This window comes from Luteimonas terricola (assembly GCF_004352845.1).
GTDB lineage: Bacteria > Pseudomonadota > Gammaproteobacteria > Xanthomonadales > Xanthomonadaceae > Luteimonas > Luteimonas terricola.
Genome location: NZ_SJRX01000001.1, coordinates 110637 through 125534, shown reverse-complemented (window position 1 = coordinate 125534; position 14898 = coordinate 110637). Strand labels below are relative to the sequence as shown.

General features: G+C 68.0%; 31 protein-coding genes. 27 read left to right on the top strand and 4 right to left on the bottom strand.

Features of this window, described 5'->3' with window-relative positions; genetic code table 11:
* Positions 1-175 precede the first annotated feature (175 nt).
* Entirely contained in the window at positions 176-400 is a 225-nt protein-coding gene (locus tag E2169_RS00640) for an Acb2/Tad1 domain-containing protein (protein ID WP_132984696.1), read from the top strand.
* Positions 401-414: 14 nt separating this feature from the next.
* Here the strand turns inward: E2169_RS00640 and E2169_RS14155 are convergent, their stop codons facing one another.
* From E2169_RS14155 to E2169_RS00630, 3 genes are read right to left on the bottom strand one after another with little or no spacing between them, the layout of a single operon-like run.
* Complete coding sequence (locus E2169_RS14155) at positions 415-708, bottom strand: hypothetical protein (RefSeq protein ID WP_165942284.1); 294 nt, start codon at positions 706-708, stop codon at positions 415-417.
* 14 nt (positions 709-722) lie between these two features.
* Entirely contained in the window at positions 723-1346 is a 624-nt protein-coding gene (locus E2169_RS00635) for a hypothetical protein (protein WP_132984695.1), read from the bottom strand.
* 41 nt (positions 1347-1387) lie between these two features.
* Complete coding sequence (locus E2169_RS00630; protein ID WP_165942283.1) at positions 1388-1822, bottom strand: helix-turn-helix domain-containing protein; 435 nt, start codon at positions 1820-1822, stop codon at positions 1388-1390.
* 105 nt (positions 1823-1927) lie between these two features.
* Between E2169_RS00630 and E2169_RS00625 the strand changes: the two genes are divergently transcribed.
* The 26 genes from E2169_RS00625 to E2169_RS00505 all read left to right on the top strand — a co-directional run bounded on the left by E2169_RS00625 (position 1928) and on the right by E2169_RS00505 (position 14451).
* Positions 1928-2140, top strand: a complete 213-nt coding sequence (locus E2169_RS00625) for a hypothetical protein (RefSeq protein WP_132984693.1) — start codon at positions 1928-1930, stop codon at positions 2138-2140.
* Positions 2137-2463 carry a hypothetical protein gene (locus E2169_RS00620; protein WP_132984692.1) on the top strand — a complete coding sequence of 109 codons (327 nt, stop codon included), beginning with the start codon at positions 2137-2139 and terminating at the stop codon, positions 2461-2463. Before E2169_RS00625 ends, E2169_RS00620 begins: the two co-directional genes overlap by 4 nt.
* Complete coding sequence (locus tag E2169_RS00615) at positions 2460-2684, top strand: hypothetical protein (protein WP_132984691.1); 225 nt, start codon at positions 2460-2462, stop codon at positions 2682-2684. Before E2169_RS00620 ends, E2169_RS00615 begins: the two co-directional genes overlap by 4 nt.
* On the top strand, positions 2681-2905 hold the full coding sequence (locus E2169_RS00610; protein WP_132984690.1) for a hypothetical protein: 225 nt from the start codon (positions 2681-2683) through the stop codon (positions 2903-2905). The genes E2169_RS00615 and E2169_RS00610 overlap by 4 nt, the downstream gene beginning before the upstream one ends.
* Positions 2902-3195 carry a hypothetical protein gene (locus E2169_RS00605; protein WP_132984689.1) on the top strand — a complete coding sequence of 98 codons (294 nt, stop codon included), beginning with the start codon at positions 2902-2904 and terminating at the stop codon, positions 3193-3195. Before E2169_RS00610 ends, E2169_RS00605 begins: the two co-directional genes overlap by 4 nt.
* Positions 3196-3210: 15 nt before the next feature.
* Positions 3211-4122 (top strand): hypothetical protein, encoded by a 912-nt coding sequence (locus tag E2169_RS00600; protein ID WP_132984688.1) that lies wholly within the window; start codon positions 3211-3213, stop codon positions 4120-4122.
* Positions 4123-4124: 2 nt separating this feature from the next.
* Positions 4125-5912 carry a DDE-type integrase/transposase/recombinase gene (locus E2169_RS00595; RefSeq protein ID WP_132984687.1) on the top strand — a complete coding sequence of 596 codons (1788 nt, stop codon included), beginning with the start codon at positions 4125-4127 and terminating at the stop codon, positions 5910-5912.
* On the top strand, positions 5909-7024 hold the full coding sequence (locus E2169_RS00590) for an ExeA family protein (protein ID WP_132984686.1): 1116 nt from the start codon (positions 5909-5911) through the stop codon (positions 7022-7024). The genes E2169_RS00595 and E2169_RS00590 overlap by 4 nt, the downstream gene beginning before the upstream one ends.
* Before the next feature lies 1 nt (position 7025).
* Positions 7026-7415 (top strand): hypothetical protein, encoded by a 390-nt coding sequence (locus E2169_RS00585; protein ID WP_132984685.1) that lies wholly within the window; start codon positions 7026-7028, stop codon positions 7413-7415.
* Positions 7405-7620: a hypothetical protein gene (locus E2169_RS00580; RefSeq protein WP_132984684.1), complete on the top strand. Its 216-nt coding sequence runs from the start codon at positions 7405-7407 to the stop codon at positions 7618-7620. Before E2169_RS00585 ends, E2169_RS00580 begins: the two co-directional genes overlap by 11 nt.
* A complete protein-coding gene (locus E2169_RS00575; protein WP_132984683.1) occupies positions 7620-7841 on the top strand; it encodes a hypothetical protein in 222 nt (73 codons plus the stop codon). Before E2169_RS00580 ends, E2169_RS00575 begins: the two co-directional genes overlap by 1 nt.
* On the top strand, positions 7841-8227 hold the full coding sequence (locus E2169_RS00570; RefSeq protein ID WP_132984682.1) for a hypothetical protein: 387 nt from the start codon (positions 7841-7843) through the stop codon (positions 8225-8227). Before E2169_RS00575 ends, E2169_RS00570 begins: the two co-directional genes overlap by 1 nt.
* Entirely contained in the window at positions 8220-8513 is a 294-nt protein-coding gene (locus tag E2169_RS00565) for a hypothetical protein (RefSeq protein WP_132984681.1), read from the top strand. Before E2169_RS00570 ends, E2169_RS00565 begins: the two co-directional genes overlap by 8 nt.
* Positions 8506-8712, top strand: coding sequence for a hypothetical protein (locus E2169_RS00560; RefSeq protein ID WP_132984680.1), 207 nt, complete (start codon positions 8506-8508; stop codon positions 8710-8712). Before E2169_RS00565 ends, E2169_RS00560 begins: the two co-directional genes overlap by 8 nt.
* A 49-nt stretch (positions 8713-8761) precedes the next feature.
* Positions 8762-9121, top strand: coding sequence for a hypothetical protein (locus E2169_RS00555; RefSeq protein ID WP_207918338.1), 360 nt, complete (start codon positions 8762-8764; stop codon positions 9119-9121).
* A gap of 1 nt (position 9122) precedes the next feature.
* Positions 9123-9350, top strand: coding sequence for a hypothetical protein (locus E2169_RS00550; RefSeq protein ID WP_132984678.1), 228 nt, complete (start codon positions 9123-9125; stop codon positions 9348-9350).
* Entirely contained in the window at positions 9347-9970 is a 624-nt protein-coding gene (locus tag E2169_RS00545) for a DUF3164 family protein (RefSeq protein ID WP_132984677.1), read from the top strand. The genes E2169_RS00550 and E2169_RS00545 overlap by 4 nt, the downstream gene beginning before the upstream one ends.
* Complete coding sequence (locus E2169_RS00540) at positions 9967-10149, top strand: hypothetical protein (protein ID WP_132984676.1); 183 nt, start codon at positions 9967-9969, stop codon at positions 10147-10149. Before E2169_RS00545 ends, E2169_RS00540 begins: the two co-directional genes overlap by 4 nt.
* Positions 10095-10997 (top strand): HNH endonuclease signature motif containing protein, encoded by a 903-nt coding sequence (locus E2169_RS00535; RefSeq protein WP_229659143.1) that lies wholly within the window; start codon positions 10095-10097, stop codon positions 10995-10997. The genes E2169_RS00540 and E2169_RS00535 overlap by 55 nt, the downstream gene beginning before the upstream one ends.
* Complete coding sequence (locus tag E2169_RS00530; RefSeq protein WP_132984675.1) at positions 10994-11254, top strand: hypothetical protein; 261 nt, start codon at positions 10994-10996, stop codon at positions 11252-11254. Before E2169_RS00535 ends, E2169_RS00530 begins: the two co-directional genes overlap by 4 nt.
* A 202-nt stretch (positions 11255-11456) precedes the next feature.
* Entirely contained in the window at positions 11457-11732 is a 276-nt protein-coding gene (locus E2169_RS14150; protein WP_165942282.1) for a hypothetical protein, read from the top strand.
* Positions 11729-12439, top strand: a complete 711-nt coding sequence (locus tag E2169_RS00525; RefSeq protein ID WP_165942281.1) for a DUF2786 domain-containing protein — start codon at positions 11729-11731, stop codon at positions 12437-12439. The genes E2169_RS14150 and E2169_RS00525 overlap by 4 nt, the downstream gene beginning before the upstream one ends.
* A gap of 3 nt (positions 12440-12442) precedes the next feature.
* Positions 12443-13348 carry a recombination-associated protein RdgC gene (locus E2169_RS00520; protein WP_132984673.1) on the top strand — a complete coding sequence of 302 codons (906 nt, stop codon included), beginning with the start codon at positions 12443-12445 and terminating at the stop codon, positions 13346-13348.
* A gap of 4 nt (positions 13349-13352) precedes the next feature.
* On the top strand, positions 13353-13823 hold the full coding sequence (locus E2169_RS00515) for a regulatory protein GemA (protein WP_132984672.1): 471 nt from the start codon (positions 13353-13355) through the stop codon (positions 13821-13823).
* A gap of 5 nt (positions 13824-13828) precedes the next feature.
* The gene (locus E2169_RS00510) at positions 13829-14182 is read left to right on the top strand and encodes a Mor transcription activator family protein (protein WP_165942280.1); all 354 of its coding nucleotides are present in this window, start codon (positions 13829-13831) and stop codon (positions 14180-14182) included.
* Positions 14182-14451: a hypothetical protein gene (locus E2169_RS00505; RefSeq protein WP_132984670.1), complete on the top strand. Its 270-nt coding sequence runs from the start codon at positions 14182-14184 to the stop codon at positions 14449-14451. Before E2169_RS00510 ends, E2169_RS00505 begins: the two co-directional genes overlap by 1 nt.
* Before the next feature lie 37 nt (positions 14452-14488).
* Here E2169_RS00505 and E2169_RS00500 read toward each other — a convergent pair whose 3' ends face one another.
* On the bottom strand, positions 14489-14785 hold the full coding sequence (locus E2169_RS00500) for a helix-turn-helix domain-containing protein (RefSeq protein ID WP_132984669.1): 297 nt from the start codon (positions 14783-14785) through the stop codon (positions 14489-14491).
* Positions 14786-14898: the final 113 nt, after the last annotated feature.

Below are 14898 nucleotides of genomic sequence, written 5' to 3'. Positions count from 1 at the left end.
AGGACTCCTGCCGCCGGCCGATGCACACGCACGTGCATCAAATCGACAGCTGCAGTGTGGGAATCCCCCGGCGGAGGGTCATTGGACCTCGTTCAAAAGACTCTTCCGCGCGCGCGCGAGACAGTGCACGGGCGCGGCGCGCTGCCGCCTCCACCCATCAGGCAAAGGCGACGTCATGGAAAACCAGCACCGCAAGATCAGCGGCTACCGCGAGCTCGCGCAGTGGGAGATCGATGCGATGAACGCCATCAAGACGCAGGCCGCGATGGTCGGCGACCTGATCGAGACGTTGGGCAAGCTTCAGGGCGTGGACCAGCGCGCCGTCGCGATTGCCCGCACCGAGCTGCAGACGGGCTTCATGTGGGCGGTGCGGGCGATTGCGCAGCCGACGACGTTCTAGGGCCGCTGGAGTGGCTAGCCGCCAGTCCGAGGTGGGCGAACGCGTAGTGGCACCGGACACGCCTCTTCGAGAATCGACAGCGCTGAGTCAATCCGGGCGGCGGCTACGGGATCGACTTCGTCGTCTGAATGAAGCGACCCGGACTGCAGCCAGTATCGCCGGAACTCCTCGGCAAACCTCTCCGGGGCCGGATGCGAACGAATCAGCGCGGCCACGGCGAGCTCCAGCACGTGCAACCCTGCGTGCGTCTCGGATGCGGACTCGCCCAGGTTCACCATAGAAGCGGCGAGGCGCTGCACTCGGTCCATCGTCAACCCTCGTTTTAGAGGCCGAGCCGCTGCCGCTCTGCGATGCTCAGGTCAATGCTGGACAGGAGGTTGACCTCCTGGAGCACGCCCCGCTTGTAGATGACGCCGAGCGCCTGGGACCCCTCGATCCACTGGTCCGAACCGAAGTCGCCGGGCAGGTCCATCGAATTTGTGGGTTGCCCCAGCATCTCGGCCATCTGCACGCGCGTCGTCCGGCGCGGCTCCATGCGCGCGAACTTCCGCGCGTCGAACTTTTCCCAGCTGGCGTAGTCGGGAACGTCAGCCTGCTCGGGCGCGTGATCTGCCCACCATCCGCCGCGCGTCGCCGGATCCAACGTGTGCCCGACGCCACCGCTGCCGCCCACCGCCGGCCCCTTGCATTCGATGGTCATGACGTAGTCGACCGGCGACGACTGTCGCGGGTTTCCTATCAGGTTGTAGCCCCCGGGGCACAACTTCTGCGCCTTCTTGTACGCGGTGCCCGCGCTCATCCCGTCGATGAAATAGACCGGCTGGCCGTTCGGGCCAGTGTGATGTCCGCTGGTAATTGCGCAGGACGCCGCGCCCAGCGCGATCAGCGCCACCGTGCACGTGGCAATTGAAGTTCCGGCTCTCATGCGCGTCTTCCCCTCGCTCATTTCGATCTCCCCTTCTTGGTTGGCGCCGCGAAGCGCGCCGACTAGTCGTCACCGCCTAGAGTGATAGCCGTCGCGATCAACAGCGCTTTGCCCTTTGGGTCCGCTCGCCGGTAGCAGTGCACAAGGCGCTGCTCGTCTGCGTCCAGTTGATCTACCAGCGCCTGAAAAACCTGTTCTTGCACTTCGTAGCGCGCCTTCTTTCCGGAGACGCCCTCCGCAATGCGGGTGGCCGTGGAGATTGCGGTCAGGCGCCGCTGCAACTCGTCATGGATCCCCGTGAGGACGTACTTGACGTCCAAGCCGAGCTCCGGCCTGTCGGCTGCGAGAGCCTTGAGCTTGTCGACCGGAAACGACCCGCGCTTCTTCCTGGCCGAGAACGCGGCCTTGGTCATGCCCAGCGCATCGGCCACGTCCCGATCCTCTTGGAGTCGGAGAGCCAACTTCAGCCGATGCAACTGGTCCTGGAATTCGCGCACATTCCGCCCTATTGACTAGTCAACATTTGTTGATTAGGATTCATCCCAAGCCGGCAATAAATACCGCCCAGCCAGCTAACAACAGGGAACAGAGGATACACGCCCATGACCACCCCGGAACCCAGCAAAGACCTGTACCTCCGCGTCCGCGCCGGATTCGTACTGCAGGGCACGACGCTCCAGACCTGGTGCCGCCAGAACGGCACCCATTCCTCCAATGCCCAGCGCGCCCTGATCGGGTCGTGGGACGGCCCGAAGGCCAGGGAACTGCGCAGCCGCGTGATCAAGGCGGCCCACATCGAGGAGATCCGTCCGTGAGCGATCACCGGTTCGATCCGATCACAAGCCCCGCCTTCATGAGTTTCGCGCGGGACTGCTTCGCGGCCGGGGCCGACGAGGTCGCCAGGAAGCGCGGGCTCGATCCGGAGCGTGTGGCCGAAGCGAAGGCCGCTTGGAATGTTCTTGGCGAACGTGAAGTGGTCGAAGCGCAGCAGCTCCTGAACACGGCCGCCGTGCAACGCGCCATCGAGGTGACCAGCAGTCCCCGTGTGCGGAGCGCCTGCGCAGCCCTGTACCGAATGGCCGAAACCATCGCGACCGCGCGTGCGGTCGCTGCCCGCATCGAGGAGATCCGCCCATGAACCCGAACGCCGCCCCCGGCCTTCCGCACTACATCGAGCCTGCCGACCTCGTGCCCGCCGCCGCGCGCGCCATCGACTTCACCCCCGCGGCCAGCCGCGAGGAGCTTGAAGGCATGTGGCAGCAGATCTACCGCAAGCAGCGCGGCTACGACCGCGAGAGCGCGCAGGTGATGGCCCGCATGCGCTACGACGACAACGCGCCATTCGAGGGTTCGAAGTGAGCGCCGCCTTCACCACCGCCACGCGAACCCGGGTGCCGTATCGCCGCGGGTATCGCCCCGCCGCCAAGGTGATGGAGGTCGAGATCATCGACGAGTGGCACGCGCTCTGCGCCCGCGTAGATCGCGGCGACCAGGTCGGAGTGCGCCTGTCCACGACCCGCCTGCATGACCTCGGGGTGCACCTGCACCGCGCTCGAGTGCGGGAGGCACGCCAGGCATGAGCCAGCAGACCATCCCGACCCGGCTGCTCTTCGCGCTGGCCGGCCACAGCCGCAACGGCCTGCGCCTGAAGCCGCTGTCCGAGGCGATCGAGGAATCGCCCGGAACCACGCTGCGGAACCTGCAGCGCATGGAAGAAGACGGGCTGACCGAGCGCACGCCCCAGGACAAGGACAACTGGCGCCTGTCCGCTCGCGTCGTCCAGATCGCGATCGCACACAGCGAAGAGGTGCTGCGCGAAGAGCAGCAGCTCGCCGAGTTCAAGAACCGCTACAGCCGCACGCCGGCCTGACGAGGAGATCCCGCAATGCCCGCAGCAAAACCCGAAACGCGCGGCGCCAAGCCGCTGCCCCCGGCCAAGAAGGTCGGCCTCGAGATTGACCCGGACAGCTTGGAGACGCGCCACGGCGAACTGGTCGAGGTAGCCAAGGCGGAAGCCAAGATCCAGGCGCTGGCCAGCAACATCGGTTACGTCGGCGCCCTGGACACCGATTCGCTCTGGACCTCCGTTGAGTTCCGCCAGCGCCGTTCCGTCGAGGACATCCTCGCGATGGGCCGCGGGCTCCTGTTGATCAAGGAACAGACGCCGCACGGCGAGTTCGAGCAGCAGTGCGAGCAGCGCGGGATCCACCCACGAGCCGCCCGCCGCCTGATGGGCGTAGCCCTGAAGTTCACCAAAACGGACACGATGTCCGTTTTGAAGGCGGCCGGCTCCCAAGCCAAGGTGCTGGAGCTGACCCTCCTCGAAGACGAGGAGCTGGAAGCCCTGGAGGCCGGGGACACGGCTGCCGGCATCACCCTCGACGACGTCGAGCGGATGAGCGCCAGCCAGCTGCGGGCCACCATCCGCGAAGCCCGCGCCGACATCGCCGCCAAGGACGAGCGCAACCAGAAGCTCACCGAGGCGGTCGAGCGCGCCAAGGAAGCCGAGTCCAAGGCCAAGCGCCTGTGGAAGAGCTCAACGCCTGACCAGCGCCAGGCCGCCCTGGAGCAGAAGGTGCTGGCGGCCAAGATCGCCGTGATCGCCGACATCGGCCACGAGGGCGGCGGACTGGTCCAGGCCTTCATCGAGCTGGCGGCGCACAGCGAAGAAAGCACGATCGACTGCAGCGTCTTCATGGGCAACGTGCTCGGGGAGCTGCTGACCGCGATCCGCGTGGTGCGCGACGAGTACGAGTACGGCTTCGCTATCCCTGCAGTGGCTGACGGGGGAGCGTAACAATGGCCGACGGGGAGGGAATCATTCAGGCGGCCGCCGTGGAGCTGCTCACGGCACCGCACGGGGGAAAGCGACGCATCGCGGAGCGGCTGGCCGACCAGCTGGGCGTGTCGGTGCAGACCGCCTACCGCAGGCTCAATTCCGTCACTGGACACCTCACGCAGCGCAAGCGCCGCGTGGACGCCGGGGCCTCGGCACTGCAGCGCCACGAGGCGATGGCCATCTCCGCCTATATCGAGGCCACCCGCCGGGAGACCGGCACCGGCGCGGCCACGCTTGAAGATGCCGTGGAAGTACTGCGCGCCAACGGCGTCATCGCCGCCGGCCGCGTGGACACCGACACCGGCGAGTTCCTGCCGCTGTCGGCGTCGCAGGTGCGCCGGCAGCTGCGGCTGCACAGCGCGCACCCCGAGCAGTTGGCGGTGGCCACGCCCGCCGCGCGCCTGTCCAGCCCGCACCCGAACTGGTGCTGGCAGATCGACGCCTCGGTGAGCCGGCAGTACTACCTGTCCGACGACGGCACGCGGATCATGGATCGCCGCACGTACTACCGCGGCAAGCCGAAGAACTTCGCGGCCATCGAGCAGCAGCGCATCTGGCGCTACGCGGTGACCGACCATGCCAGCGGTGGCCTGGAAGTGTTCTACGTCCAGGGCGCGGAATCGTCGGCCAACTTCCTGGCCGCGCTGATCCACACCATGACCGAGCGCAGCGACGGCACGATGCACGGCGTGCCGCGCTACCTGATGAGCGACCCGGGCAGCGCGGTGACGGCCAAGGCCACTCGCAACCTGTGCTCCGCCCTGGGCATCGAGCTGATCGTCAACGAGCCTGGCAACGCGCGCGCCAAGGGCCAGGTGGAACAAGCGCACTACCTGATCGAGACCGGTTTTGAAAGCGGGCTCAAGATGCGCGCGCCTGTGTGCAGCATCGAAGAGATGAACGGCCTGGTGCAGCCGTGGGCGCGGCACTTCAACGCCACGCGCGTGCACAGCCGCACCGGCCTGACCCGCCGCGACGCCTGGCTGCGCATCACCTCCGACCAGCTGGTGTTCGCGCCCGAGGTGCCGGTGCTGCGCCAGCTGGCCAACAGCGACCCCAAGGCCTGCACCGTGCGCGACTGGATGATCCGGTTCCGCGGGCGGATGTACGACCTGCGCGACATCCCGGGCGGCGTGAACAACGGCGAGCGCGTGGAGGTAGTGCGCAACGCGATCGACGCCGACAACGGCACCGTGCGCGTGCTGCGCCTCGACGCCGACGGCCGCGCGATGCATTACCTCGCGCCGGAGGTGGGCGTGGGCGAGTTCGGCTTCCTGGACTCGGCGGCGGAGATCGGGACCGAGTTCAAGGCGCCGCCGGCGACCGCCGCCGACACGGTGCGCAACGAAATCGACCGCCTGGCGATGGCCGCCGCGACGGATGCCGAGGCCAAGGCGCGGCGGAAGGCGAAGGCGCTGCCCTTCGGCGGCAGCATCGATCCGCTCAAGCACGTGCACGAGGCGCAGATCATCCCGGCGCTGCCGCGCGCCGGCCGCGCCAGCGACGTGTTGGCACCCGAGATCCTGCAGCCGCAGGCAGCGCCGGCCGCAACGGCGCGCTACACCGCCCCGGTGCTGTCGCACCTGGAGCTGGCGCAGCACCTGCGCGAGCGGATGCCGGGCTGGACCGCCGCGCACTTCGCGGCGCTGGCCGAGGCGTGGCCTGACGGGGCGACCGAAGACCAGCTCGAGCAGATCGAGCGGCGCCTGGCCGCGCTGCTCGCGCCGGCGATGAGGGCGGTCGGATGACCCGCGCACTGAAACCGATCCTGCGCGCTGCAGGCATCAAGCAGGGCGCGCTGGCCAGCGCCCTGGGCGTGCCGCGCTCGGTGGTCAACGGCCTGATCAACCACGGCCAGCTGCCGGCCCGCTACGACCGCGAAGAGATCGCGGGCCGCATCACCACATACCTGAAAGACCAGGGCGCCGACTGGAGCACCTGGCAACAGCAATCCGCCATCACCGACGAGGAAGACCCCATGACCTTTCGCAAGCAGACCCTGACGCCGCAGGCGCGGCGCCATTTCGAACTGACTGCCGATCCGTTCGCGGACGTGCAGGACGTCGCCGACGTGTTCATGAGCGACGACATCCGCTATGTGCGCGAAGTGCTGTACGGCACCGCGCTGCACGGCGGCTTCGTCGCCGTGGTCGGCGAGAGCGGCGCCGGCAAGAGCACGCTGCGCGAGGAGCTGATGGACCGGCTGCAGCGCGAGCAGCGCGACGTGCACGTGATCGAGCCCGCGGTGCTGGCGTCGGCCGAGACCGATGCCAAGGGCAAGCCGGTGAAGGCGCAGCACATTGCCGAGGCAATCATGGCGACGGTGGCGCCGCTGGAGCAGCTCAAGAGCAGCCCGGATGCACGGTTCCGCCAGGTGAAGAAGACGCTGGTCGAGAGCGGGCAGTCCGGATACCGGCACCTGATCGTGATCGAAGAGGCGCACACGCTGCCGGCGAGCACGCTCAACCACCTCAAGCGCTTCCTGGAGATCAAGGACGGCCTGCGCAAGCTCATCGGCATCGTGCTGCTGGCGCAGCCCGAGCTGCTGCTCAAGCTGTCGGAGAGCAACCCCGCGGTGCGCGAGGTGGTGCAGCGCTGCGAGGTCGTGACCCTGATGCCGCTGGGCCAGAACCTGGACGGCTACCTCAAGCACCGCTTCGAGCGCGCCGGGGTGCCGGTGGCGCGGGTGCTGGAACGCGACGCCGTCGACGCCCTGCGCGATCGCCTGGCCCCCACGAAGCAGAAGGGCATGGGCCAGCTGTACCCGCTGGCGGTGCACAACCTGCTGGCGCGCGCGATGAACCTTGCGGCCGAGCTCGGCCCGCCGCGGGTCACCGTCGACGTGATGCGGGGGGTCTGACATGACGCTGCCCACCCACCTTTCCGAATGCATCGCGAAGACCGCGCTCAATCTGGTCGCCGATGAGCGCCAGCGCCAGATCAACGAGAAGGGCTGGACGTACGAGCACGACGACCAGCACGGCGGCGAGGACCTGGCGGCAGCCGCTGCGCTCTACCTACTGCCGTCGTGGATGAACCCCGACGTGGTCACGTGCGAAGACGGTGTGATGGAAGTGGTGCCGCTGAGTCAGGTCATCGGCCGCGGTGCCTGGGAGGGCATCAGCCGCGATCATGACGACCCCGCTACCGATCTCGACCTCCGCATCGACACCGTCGTGCGCGGCGTCGCCTTGGGCCTTGCTGAGCTGGAGCGGCTGATGCGGCTGCGGGAGGTGTCCGATGGCAACTAGCACGCCCGCCCAGCGCGCCACGATCCAGCGCCTCCTGCGCGCCCAGGAGCTGCCGCTGGACGTGGTCACCTTCGGCCACAAGATCCCGTTCGCCGCCGCCGGCGTGCCCTGGCGCAACGGTGACAGCCTGGACATGCGCCTGGCGATGATCTCGCGCGAGCAGGCCAGCGCGCTGATCACCGAGCTGCAGGAGGACGACGCGTGATGGCCGTGCCCACCGAAGCCCGCTGCCAAGCGCTCAAGCGCAACCGCGAAGAGCACAGCGCGATCGCCGCAGCGCGCGCCGTCGACCCGGGCGGCTGCGCGCCGCCGGTGCTGATCTCCAACGAGGACCAGCTCCAGGCGATGGCCGCATTCAACGCCAACCTTGAGCGCGCCTTCCACGACGTGTTCGTCAAGCCCGAACGCGAGGAGGTCGCCGACTGATGCAGTTCGCCCTGCTGCCGATGGAGCTGTCGCCGGTCACGGTGCTCTGCGAGCTGCAGGGCCGCCGCGGCGCCGCCAACGGCATCACTGCGCGCGAGCTGGTTCACGCGATCACCCACCGATACGACGCCGCGGGCGAACGCATGCTGCGCTCGATCATCCAGAAGCTGCGCGAGGACGGGCATCCGATCTGCGCGCATCCAGCGCAGGGCTACCACCTGGCCGCCACGGCCGAAGAGCTTGAAAGCGCGTGCACGTTCCTCGTGCAGCGCGCTGTCACTTCCATGCGTCAGGCGGCGGCGATGAAGCGTGTCGCGATGCCTGATCTGTATGGGCAACTCGGGCTGCTTAAGCCCAACCACGACGAGGACAAGAACCATGAATGATTCCCCGACCGATCGCACCGTCTCCGACGCGCTGCAGGTGGCGTCGCACGCCGCCGGACTGCTCGCCGACGCCGGCACGCGCGTCATCGGCGCCTATGCCAACGGCCGCCGCCCGGTGCTGATCATCGACAAGCCGCCGACCTTCGTGCGCGGCGCCGTCAAGACCCGGGGGAAACCGCACCCGGACGGTGGGCGCCGCACGCTCGTGCTGGGCGCGAGCTTCCAGGGCTGCCAGCTGGAGTGGTGGGAAGACGTGCCGGTGGCGCAGGAGGTGCGTCATGGCTGAGCGCTACGTGGTGATTCCCGCCTGGGCGACGGCCGGTCTCCGGGTCCATGCCTCCGGCGAGGCAGCGGCCGTCGATGCGGCCAACCAGGTCGAAAAGGACCGGGCTCCTCGGGTCGTAGTGAAGCTGCACTCCGAAGTCCACCTTGCGAAGACCCCGCGTGTCGACATCGTGCAGATTGCAGGGTTCGGCGATGCGTAGCCTCCTGGCCCACGTCATGCATGGTCGCGACTGGACGCCGAAAGGCGAGGTGATCCGCCTGCTGCTGGAAGCGGGCAATCCGAACCGCGCCGCCGCGAACCAGATGATCCAGCAGCACTTCGTGCGGGGTGCTGTGGAGCGCATCGGCAGTCGCGGGAATTTCAGCTATCGCCTGGTGGGCAAGGACGGGACGGCGCCGGCGCCGCGCCGGCACTTGCCGGCCCGCACCGGAACGTCGTGCATGACCCTCACCGAGCCCGCCGGCGCCTATGTCGGCCCCGCGTTCGATCTTGAGGCACCGCTCACGCCGTCCCTCGGCCTGCGCTGCGAGGTCATGCCGCCCGAGATCGGGCGAATGATCGATTCGCTTCACCAGCGCTTCTTCCGCGAAGCACGAGGCGTCGAGTGACATGCCCAGGAATGGCGGCAACCAGCGCAGCTACTTCGCCTTCGCCAGGTGGGCGATCGCGCTGCGCCGACCGCCGAGCGTGAAAGAGATCGAGGGCTTCTTCCAGATTTCACGCTCGTCGGCCTGGCGCATCCAGCGCAACTGGATGCTCGCCGAGCTTGATTACCAGGAAACCATCCAGCCGGGCCCCGGCGTCAGGCAACACCCGCAACCGAGGAGCACCACATGAAAACCACCGACATCCCCGCCGGCCACCGCAAGGACCACATGGGCCGCCTGGTGCCCGAGAAGCAGATCAAAGCCATCGACCTGGCGCGCGACGAGCTCGTGCGCGAGATCGTCGCGAAGGCGAAGGCGCAGAGCGACTCGCTGGCCGCGTTCAAGCGCGGCGCCTTCGAAGACGTGGACGCCTTCGTCGACCTCAGCGCCGAGCAGTACGGCGTGCGCCTGGGCGGGAAGAAGGGCAACGTCAGCTTGCGCAGCTTCGACGGCCGCTTCCGCGTGCTGCGTGCGATCGCCGAGAACATCACCTTCGACGAGCGCCTGAAGGCCGCGAAGGCGCTGATCGACGAGTGCCTGAAGGAATGGTCCGAGGGCGCCGCGGCGGAGCTGCAGACCATCGTCCAGGACGCGTTCCGCGTCGACCAGGAAGGCAACATCCGGATCCAGCAGGTGCTGGGGCTGCGGCGCCTGAACATCGAGGACGAGCGCTGGCAGCGCGCCATGACCGCGATCGGCGACGCCATCCAGGTGGTCGGCAGCCGCAGCTACATCCGCGTGTACGAGCGCGTGGGCGAGACGCAGTACTGGTCGCAGATTCCCCTGGACGTGTCGGCGGTGCCGCTGTGAGCGGGCCGCTGACCCGCACCGAGCAGGTGCTGAAGGTCCTCAAGGCCGGCGGCTTCGTCAGGGCAAAGCGCGACGAGTCCGGAATCCTGCGGCTGCTCGACGCCGACGGGCGCGAGGTGCCTGCATGGCAGAACGCCATCAAGGCGGCCCAGCGCATCCGCGCCGCGGTGGGCGCGTAGGGCGAATGACGATGCGCATGCCCTGGACCGATGGTGATCTCAAGCAGCTGCGCACCCTGCGCAGCGGCGGAGCCTCGGCGGGCGAATGTGCGCTTGTGCTCGGCAGGACGGAATCCGCGATCAGGCAGCGCCTGATCAAGATGGGGCTGCCCGTCGGCGAGGGAATCCGCCGCGGGTTCACGGCCGACGACGACGAGACCATCCGTATCAACTACCCGATGTGGCCGGCGTTCCTGGTGGCCTACCTGATCGACCGGACCACGGAGTCGGTGCACCGACGCGCCTGGAAACTCGGCGTCGCGAAGTCGCCTGACTTCTGCAAGAACCCGATGGCGCACCTGTGGAACGGGACCGAGCACCCGAATTCAATCGCGTCCCGAATCAAGCCCGGAACGCCGCCCCCGAACAAGGGCCTGCGGCGGCCGGGGTTTGCGCCTGGCCGCATGGCCACGACCCAGTTCAAGAAGGGACGGGCCGCCAGCGCGGCGCACAACTACGTGCCGATCGGCACCGAGAAGTTCGACACGAAACGAAAGGTCCTGGTGCGCAAGGTCACTGACGATCCGACGATCTTTCCCGCGCTGCGATGGCGCCCGGTCCACGTCTTGGCCTGGGTGGCTGCCCACGGCCCTGTGCCGGAGGGCCACATCGTGATCTTCCGCCAGGGAATGAAGACCTTGGATCCGGCGCTGATCACGGTCGATCGGCTGGAGCTGGTCACGCTCGCCGAGAACATGCGCCGGAACACGATCCACAACTACCCGGCACCGATCAAGCGGGCAATGCAGGCGCGCGGCGTGCTCAACCGCCGCATCAACAAGCTGGAAAAGACGAGGAGCAAGGCGTGACCAAGAACAAGATCGAGGATCTCCGCGACCACCTGTTCGAGACCATCGAAGCGCTCAAGTGCGAGGAAAAGCCGATGGACCTGGCCCGGGCCAAAGCGATCTCCGAGGTGGCGCAGACCATCATCAACTCGGCGAAGGTCGAGGTCGACGCCATGCGTGTGATGGACGCCGCCAGCCTGGGGACCGACTTCATCCCCACGCAGAGGCGTTCAAGCCTTCCGCTGCTGCCGCCGCGCAACCGGGGCGATCGGTCGTGACCCGGGCGCGCGATTCAATTGCAGGTGACGTGGGTTGCGGTGCCGCGCCTGGTGCGGGCCCGAACTTCGCCGCCTCTTCCAGCTGGCGCATCGAGTGCGACCAGGCCGGCTGGCATGTCGAGTACTCCGGCGCCGAACCGCGCGTGCCGGCCCGCAGATGCGTCGTAACGGAAGGCCAGCCACCGCTGCGCCGCGAGGAGGAATGAAAGTGCCCCAGATGGAATCCAAGTTCGCCAGCCGCAAGTTCATCCTTGCCGCGTTCGTCCTGCTGGCCGCCCTGGGCCTGTTGATCGCCGGCCTGATCGACCAGAACACATGGTCCAGCTTCAACACCTGGGTGATCGGGCTCTACATCACCGGCAACGTGGGCGCGGCCTACGTGGCCGACGGCACGGGCTACTCCAGCGGCGGCTACCCCAGCGGCGGCTACACCCGCGCCGGGGACGCGGCCTGCGCGGCGAAGAAGGTGCAGTCATGACCCGTGAACAAGCCCTCCGCAAGGTGTTGGCGTGCCTGCGCCTGTCGCGGTCGTCGAACCCGAACGAAGCGGCGGCCGGACTGCGCCAAGCCAAGGCGCTGATGGCGAAGTTCGGCCTCTCGGAAGATGACGCCGTGGCAGCCGAGATCCGTGACGCCGAGGTGACCACCCGAAGCCGCGGCGCGATGGTGCCCCAGTCAGTGCTGGCGCTGGCCAACCTGGTCGCCGACGGCTATCGCTGCAAGCCAGTGATCTCGTGCAAGCGGCACTACGACTTCGAGGCTGGCCGAATGAGCGGTCGGACGACGATTTCCTTCTTCGGCGCCAACGCCGATGCGGAGGTGGCCACCTACGCATTCACGGTGCTCAACCGGCAGTTGCAGAGCAGCAAGACCGCGCATACCAAGCGCATTCGCAAGCGCGCGAACAAGGCGCGGCGCGGCGAAGAGTTCGCCCTGGGCTGGACCAGCGCTGTGGCGAAGCTGTTCCCCAAAGATGAGCTATCCGCGGAGCGTAACTCGGCGATAGAACGCGCCATCCGCCTGCGCGTAGGCGAGACCGAGAAGACCACCGGCCGGGAGATCGGAAAGGCCGGCCGCTCGAACCCTGACGACCGCTGGCTCGGCTATGCCGCTGGAGCCAATGCACAGCTGCATGACGGCATCGCAGGCGACAGCCAGCGGCGGCTGTCCTCAAACCAGGAGTAGCCCATGTTCTTCCGCAACCTGACCCTGTTCCGTTTCCCGACCTCGCTCGATCTCGAAGGCCTCGAGGACGCCCTCGTCACCCACCCGCTCAAGCCCGTCGGCCCGCTGGAGCTGTCCTCGCGCGGCTTCGTGCCGGCGCTGGGGCGAGACTACGCGGCCTTCGCACACCGCATCGGCGACGCCGCCCTGGTGGCGGTGGGCGTCGATGACAAGATCCTGCCCGCCTCGGTAGTGAACGCTCAGCTGACCCAGAAGATCGCCGCGATCGAGTGGGAAGAAGGCCGGAAACCGGGCGGCCGCGCCAGGAAGCGCCTGAAGGAAGATGTGCTGCACGACCTGCTGCCGCGCGCCTTCGTCCGACCCTCGCGCACCGCTGCCATGCTCGACCTCAAGCACGGCCTGTGCATCGTCGACACCTCCTCGCGCAAGAGCGCCGAGGCGGTGGTCTCGGATCTGCGTCACGCGCTCGGCAGCTTCCCGGCGCTGCCGCTGAACGCCGAAGTCGCGCCGCGCAGCGTGCTGACCGGCTGGATCGCGGGCGAACCGCTGCCCGAGGGCCTGTCGCTGGGCGAGGAGTGCGAGCTCAAGGACGCCGCCGATGGTGGCGCCGTCGTGCGTTGCCGCGGCGTGGAGATGCGAGGCGACGAGATCGCCGAGCACCTCGAAGCCGGCCGTCAGGTCACGCGTCTGGCCCTGGTGCTCGACGACCACGTCTCATTCGTGCTCGGCGAGGATCTGGTGGTGCGCAAGCTGAAGTTCCTCGACGGCGCGGTGGACCAGCTGGAAGGCATCGAACGCGACGACATGCACGCCGAGCTCGACGCTCGCTTCGCGCTGATGTCGGCCGAAGTGCGCAGGCTGTTCGAGATCCTCGAACCGGCGCTGAAACTCTCTCGGGTGGAGGGCTGAATTGATGAAGCGCCGGGCCGCCAAGGACCCAGCTGCAACCCGCCTGCGCCGCCTCAAGGCGGTGCACGCGATCCGCCGCCAGATGGGCCTGGACGACGACGTCTATCGCGACCTCGTGCAGCGCGTCACGCGCGGTGCCGGGTTCGACGGCTGGCGTAGCGCCGGCGACTGTGACCCGGCCCAGCTGGCTGCGATCCTGCGCGAGTTCCAGAAGCTGCAGGGCAAGCCTGCCGAGCAGGCCGTGGCTGCCCGCGTGTGGGCCGCCAAGCCGAAAGGCGACCTGTCGCCGCAGGTGGCCAAGATCGAGGCCCTGCTCGCTGACGCGGGCCGGGAGTGGGCCTACGGCCACGCCCTGGCGAAGCGCATCTGCAAGGTCAACCGCATCGAGTGGTGCAACAGGTTCGAGCTGCAGAAGCTAATCGCCGCCCTGGAATACGACGCCAAGCGTCGCGCGCGGAGGGCCGCCGGCGAATGAACTCGATGGTCGAGCGTCGCGCTGAATTCCTGACCGACGTCGCCGCGGCAGCGGCCGACCGTGCGCGGGAGTTCGGCATGCCCGCCGACCAGGCCGAACAGATCGGCGCCGCCATCGCTGACATGGTCGCCGAGGACTGGGGCGGCCAGGTCCTGAGCATCCCCAAGGACCACGCCTACCAGCTCGCCCAGCGCGATCGCCAGATCCTGCTGGCACACCGGAATGGGGCGTCCTTCGCAAAGTTGGCCAAGGAATACGGCATGTCGGACCGCGGCGTCCGCAGGCTCCTGCGCCGCGCCGAGCTGCGCGATCCGGACCTGCGGCAGGCACAGCTCTTCGCCATCGGGAGCGGTCGCTGATGGCCTCCTGGGGCGAGTCGCGCGTGATCGGCGCCTTGACGGTGGTGCCCCTGGTGGACTCCCATCCGTGGCAGGCCGCCGACGCTGACCAGCCGATCCTCTCCCTGCTCGTGATCAACGTAGAAGCCGCCCGTGACGCCTACCGGGCTGCCTTCGAGCTTGTCCAGAACCTGGAGCGCCAGTACGTTGGCCAGCCCTACGGGATGTGGCTTGCGCTCGCAATCGAGGGTTCTTCAGCGGTTGCACCCAATGCAATGGCGTTGCATTAGACCGTAGACTTCCGGTCAAGTCCGGGCTCTTCCGGACTCACTTATCCCACCGCTCCCCTCTGAATATCTCACCCCTGAACACGTCGCGCTCCGCTTTCAGGCGCACCCCGCGCCCACCCGTGGGGCTCGGGCTGTTGTCACCGATCAGCTCGACGCCGGCAGCCTCCAGCGCCCCCACCACTTTGGTCAGCGAGCCGATGACGCCGCGCACGTCGCCGCTGCTGGCCTCCATGCGCTGGATCGTGGGCACCGACACGCCGGCCAGACCGGCCAGCGTGCGCTGGTCGATGCCGAGCAGGGCCCGCGCGGCCCGCATCTGGGCTGAGCTGATCATTGACAGACTCCAGTGCTGAACATGCTTATAGATGTCTAGAGCATCAGTTGAGACGGATTGTACTGCGACTGGCCGCGCTTGGCCCTGGCCTCTGTCCCGCCGCCGCGTGCGCC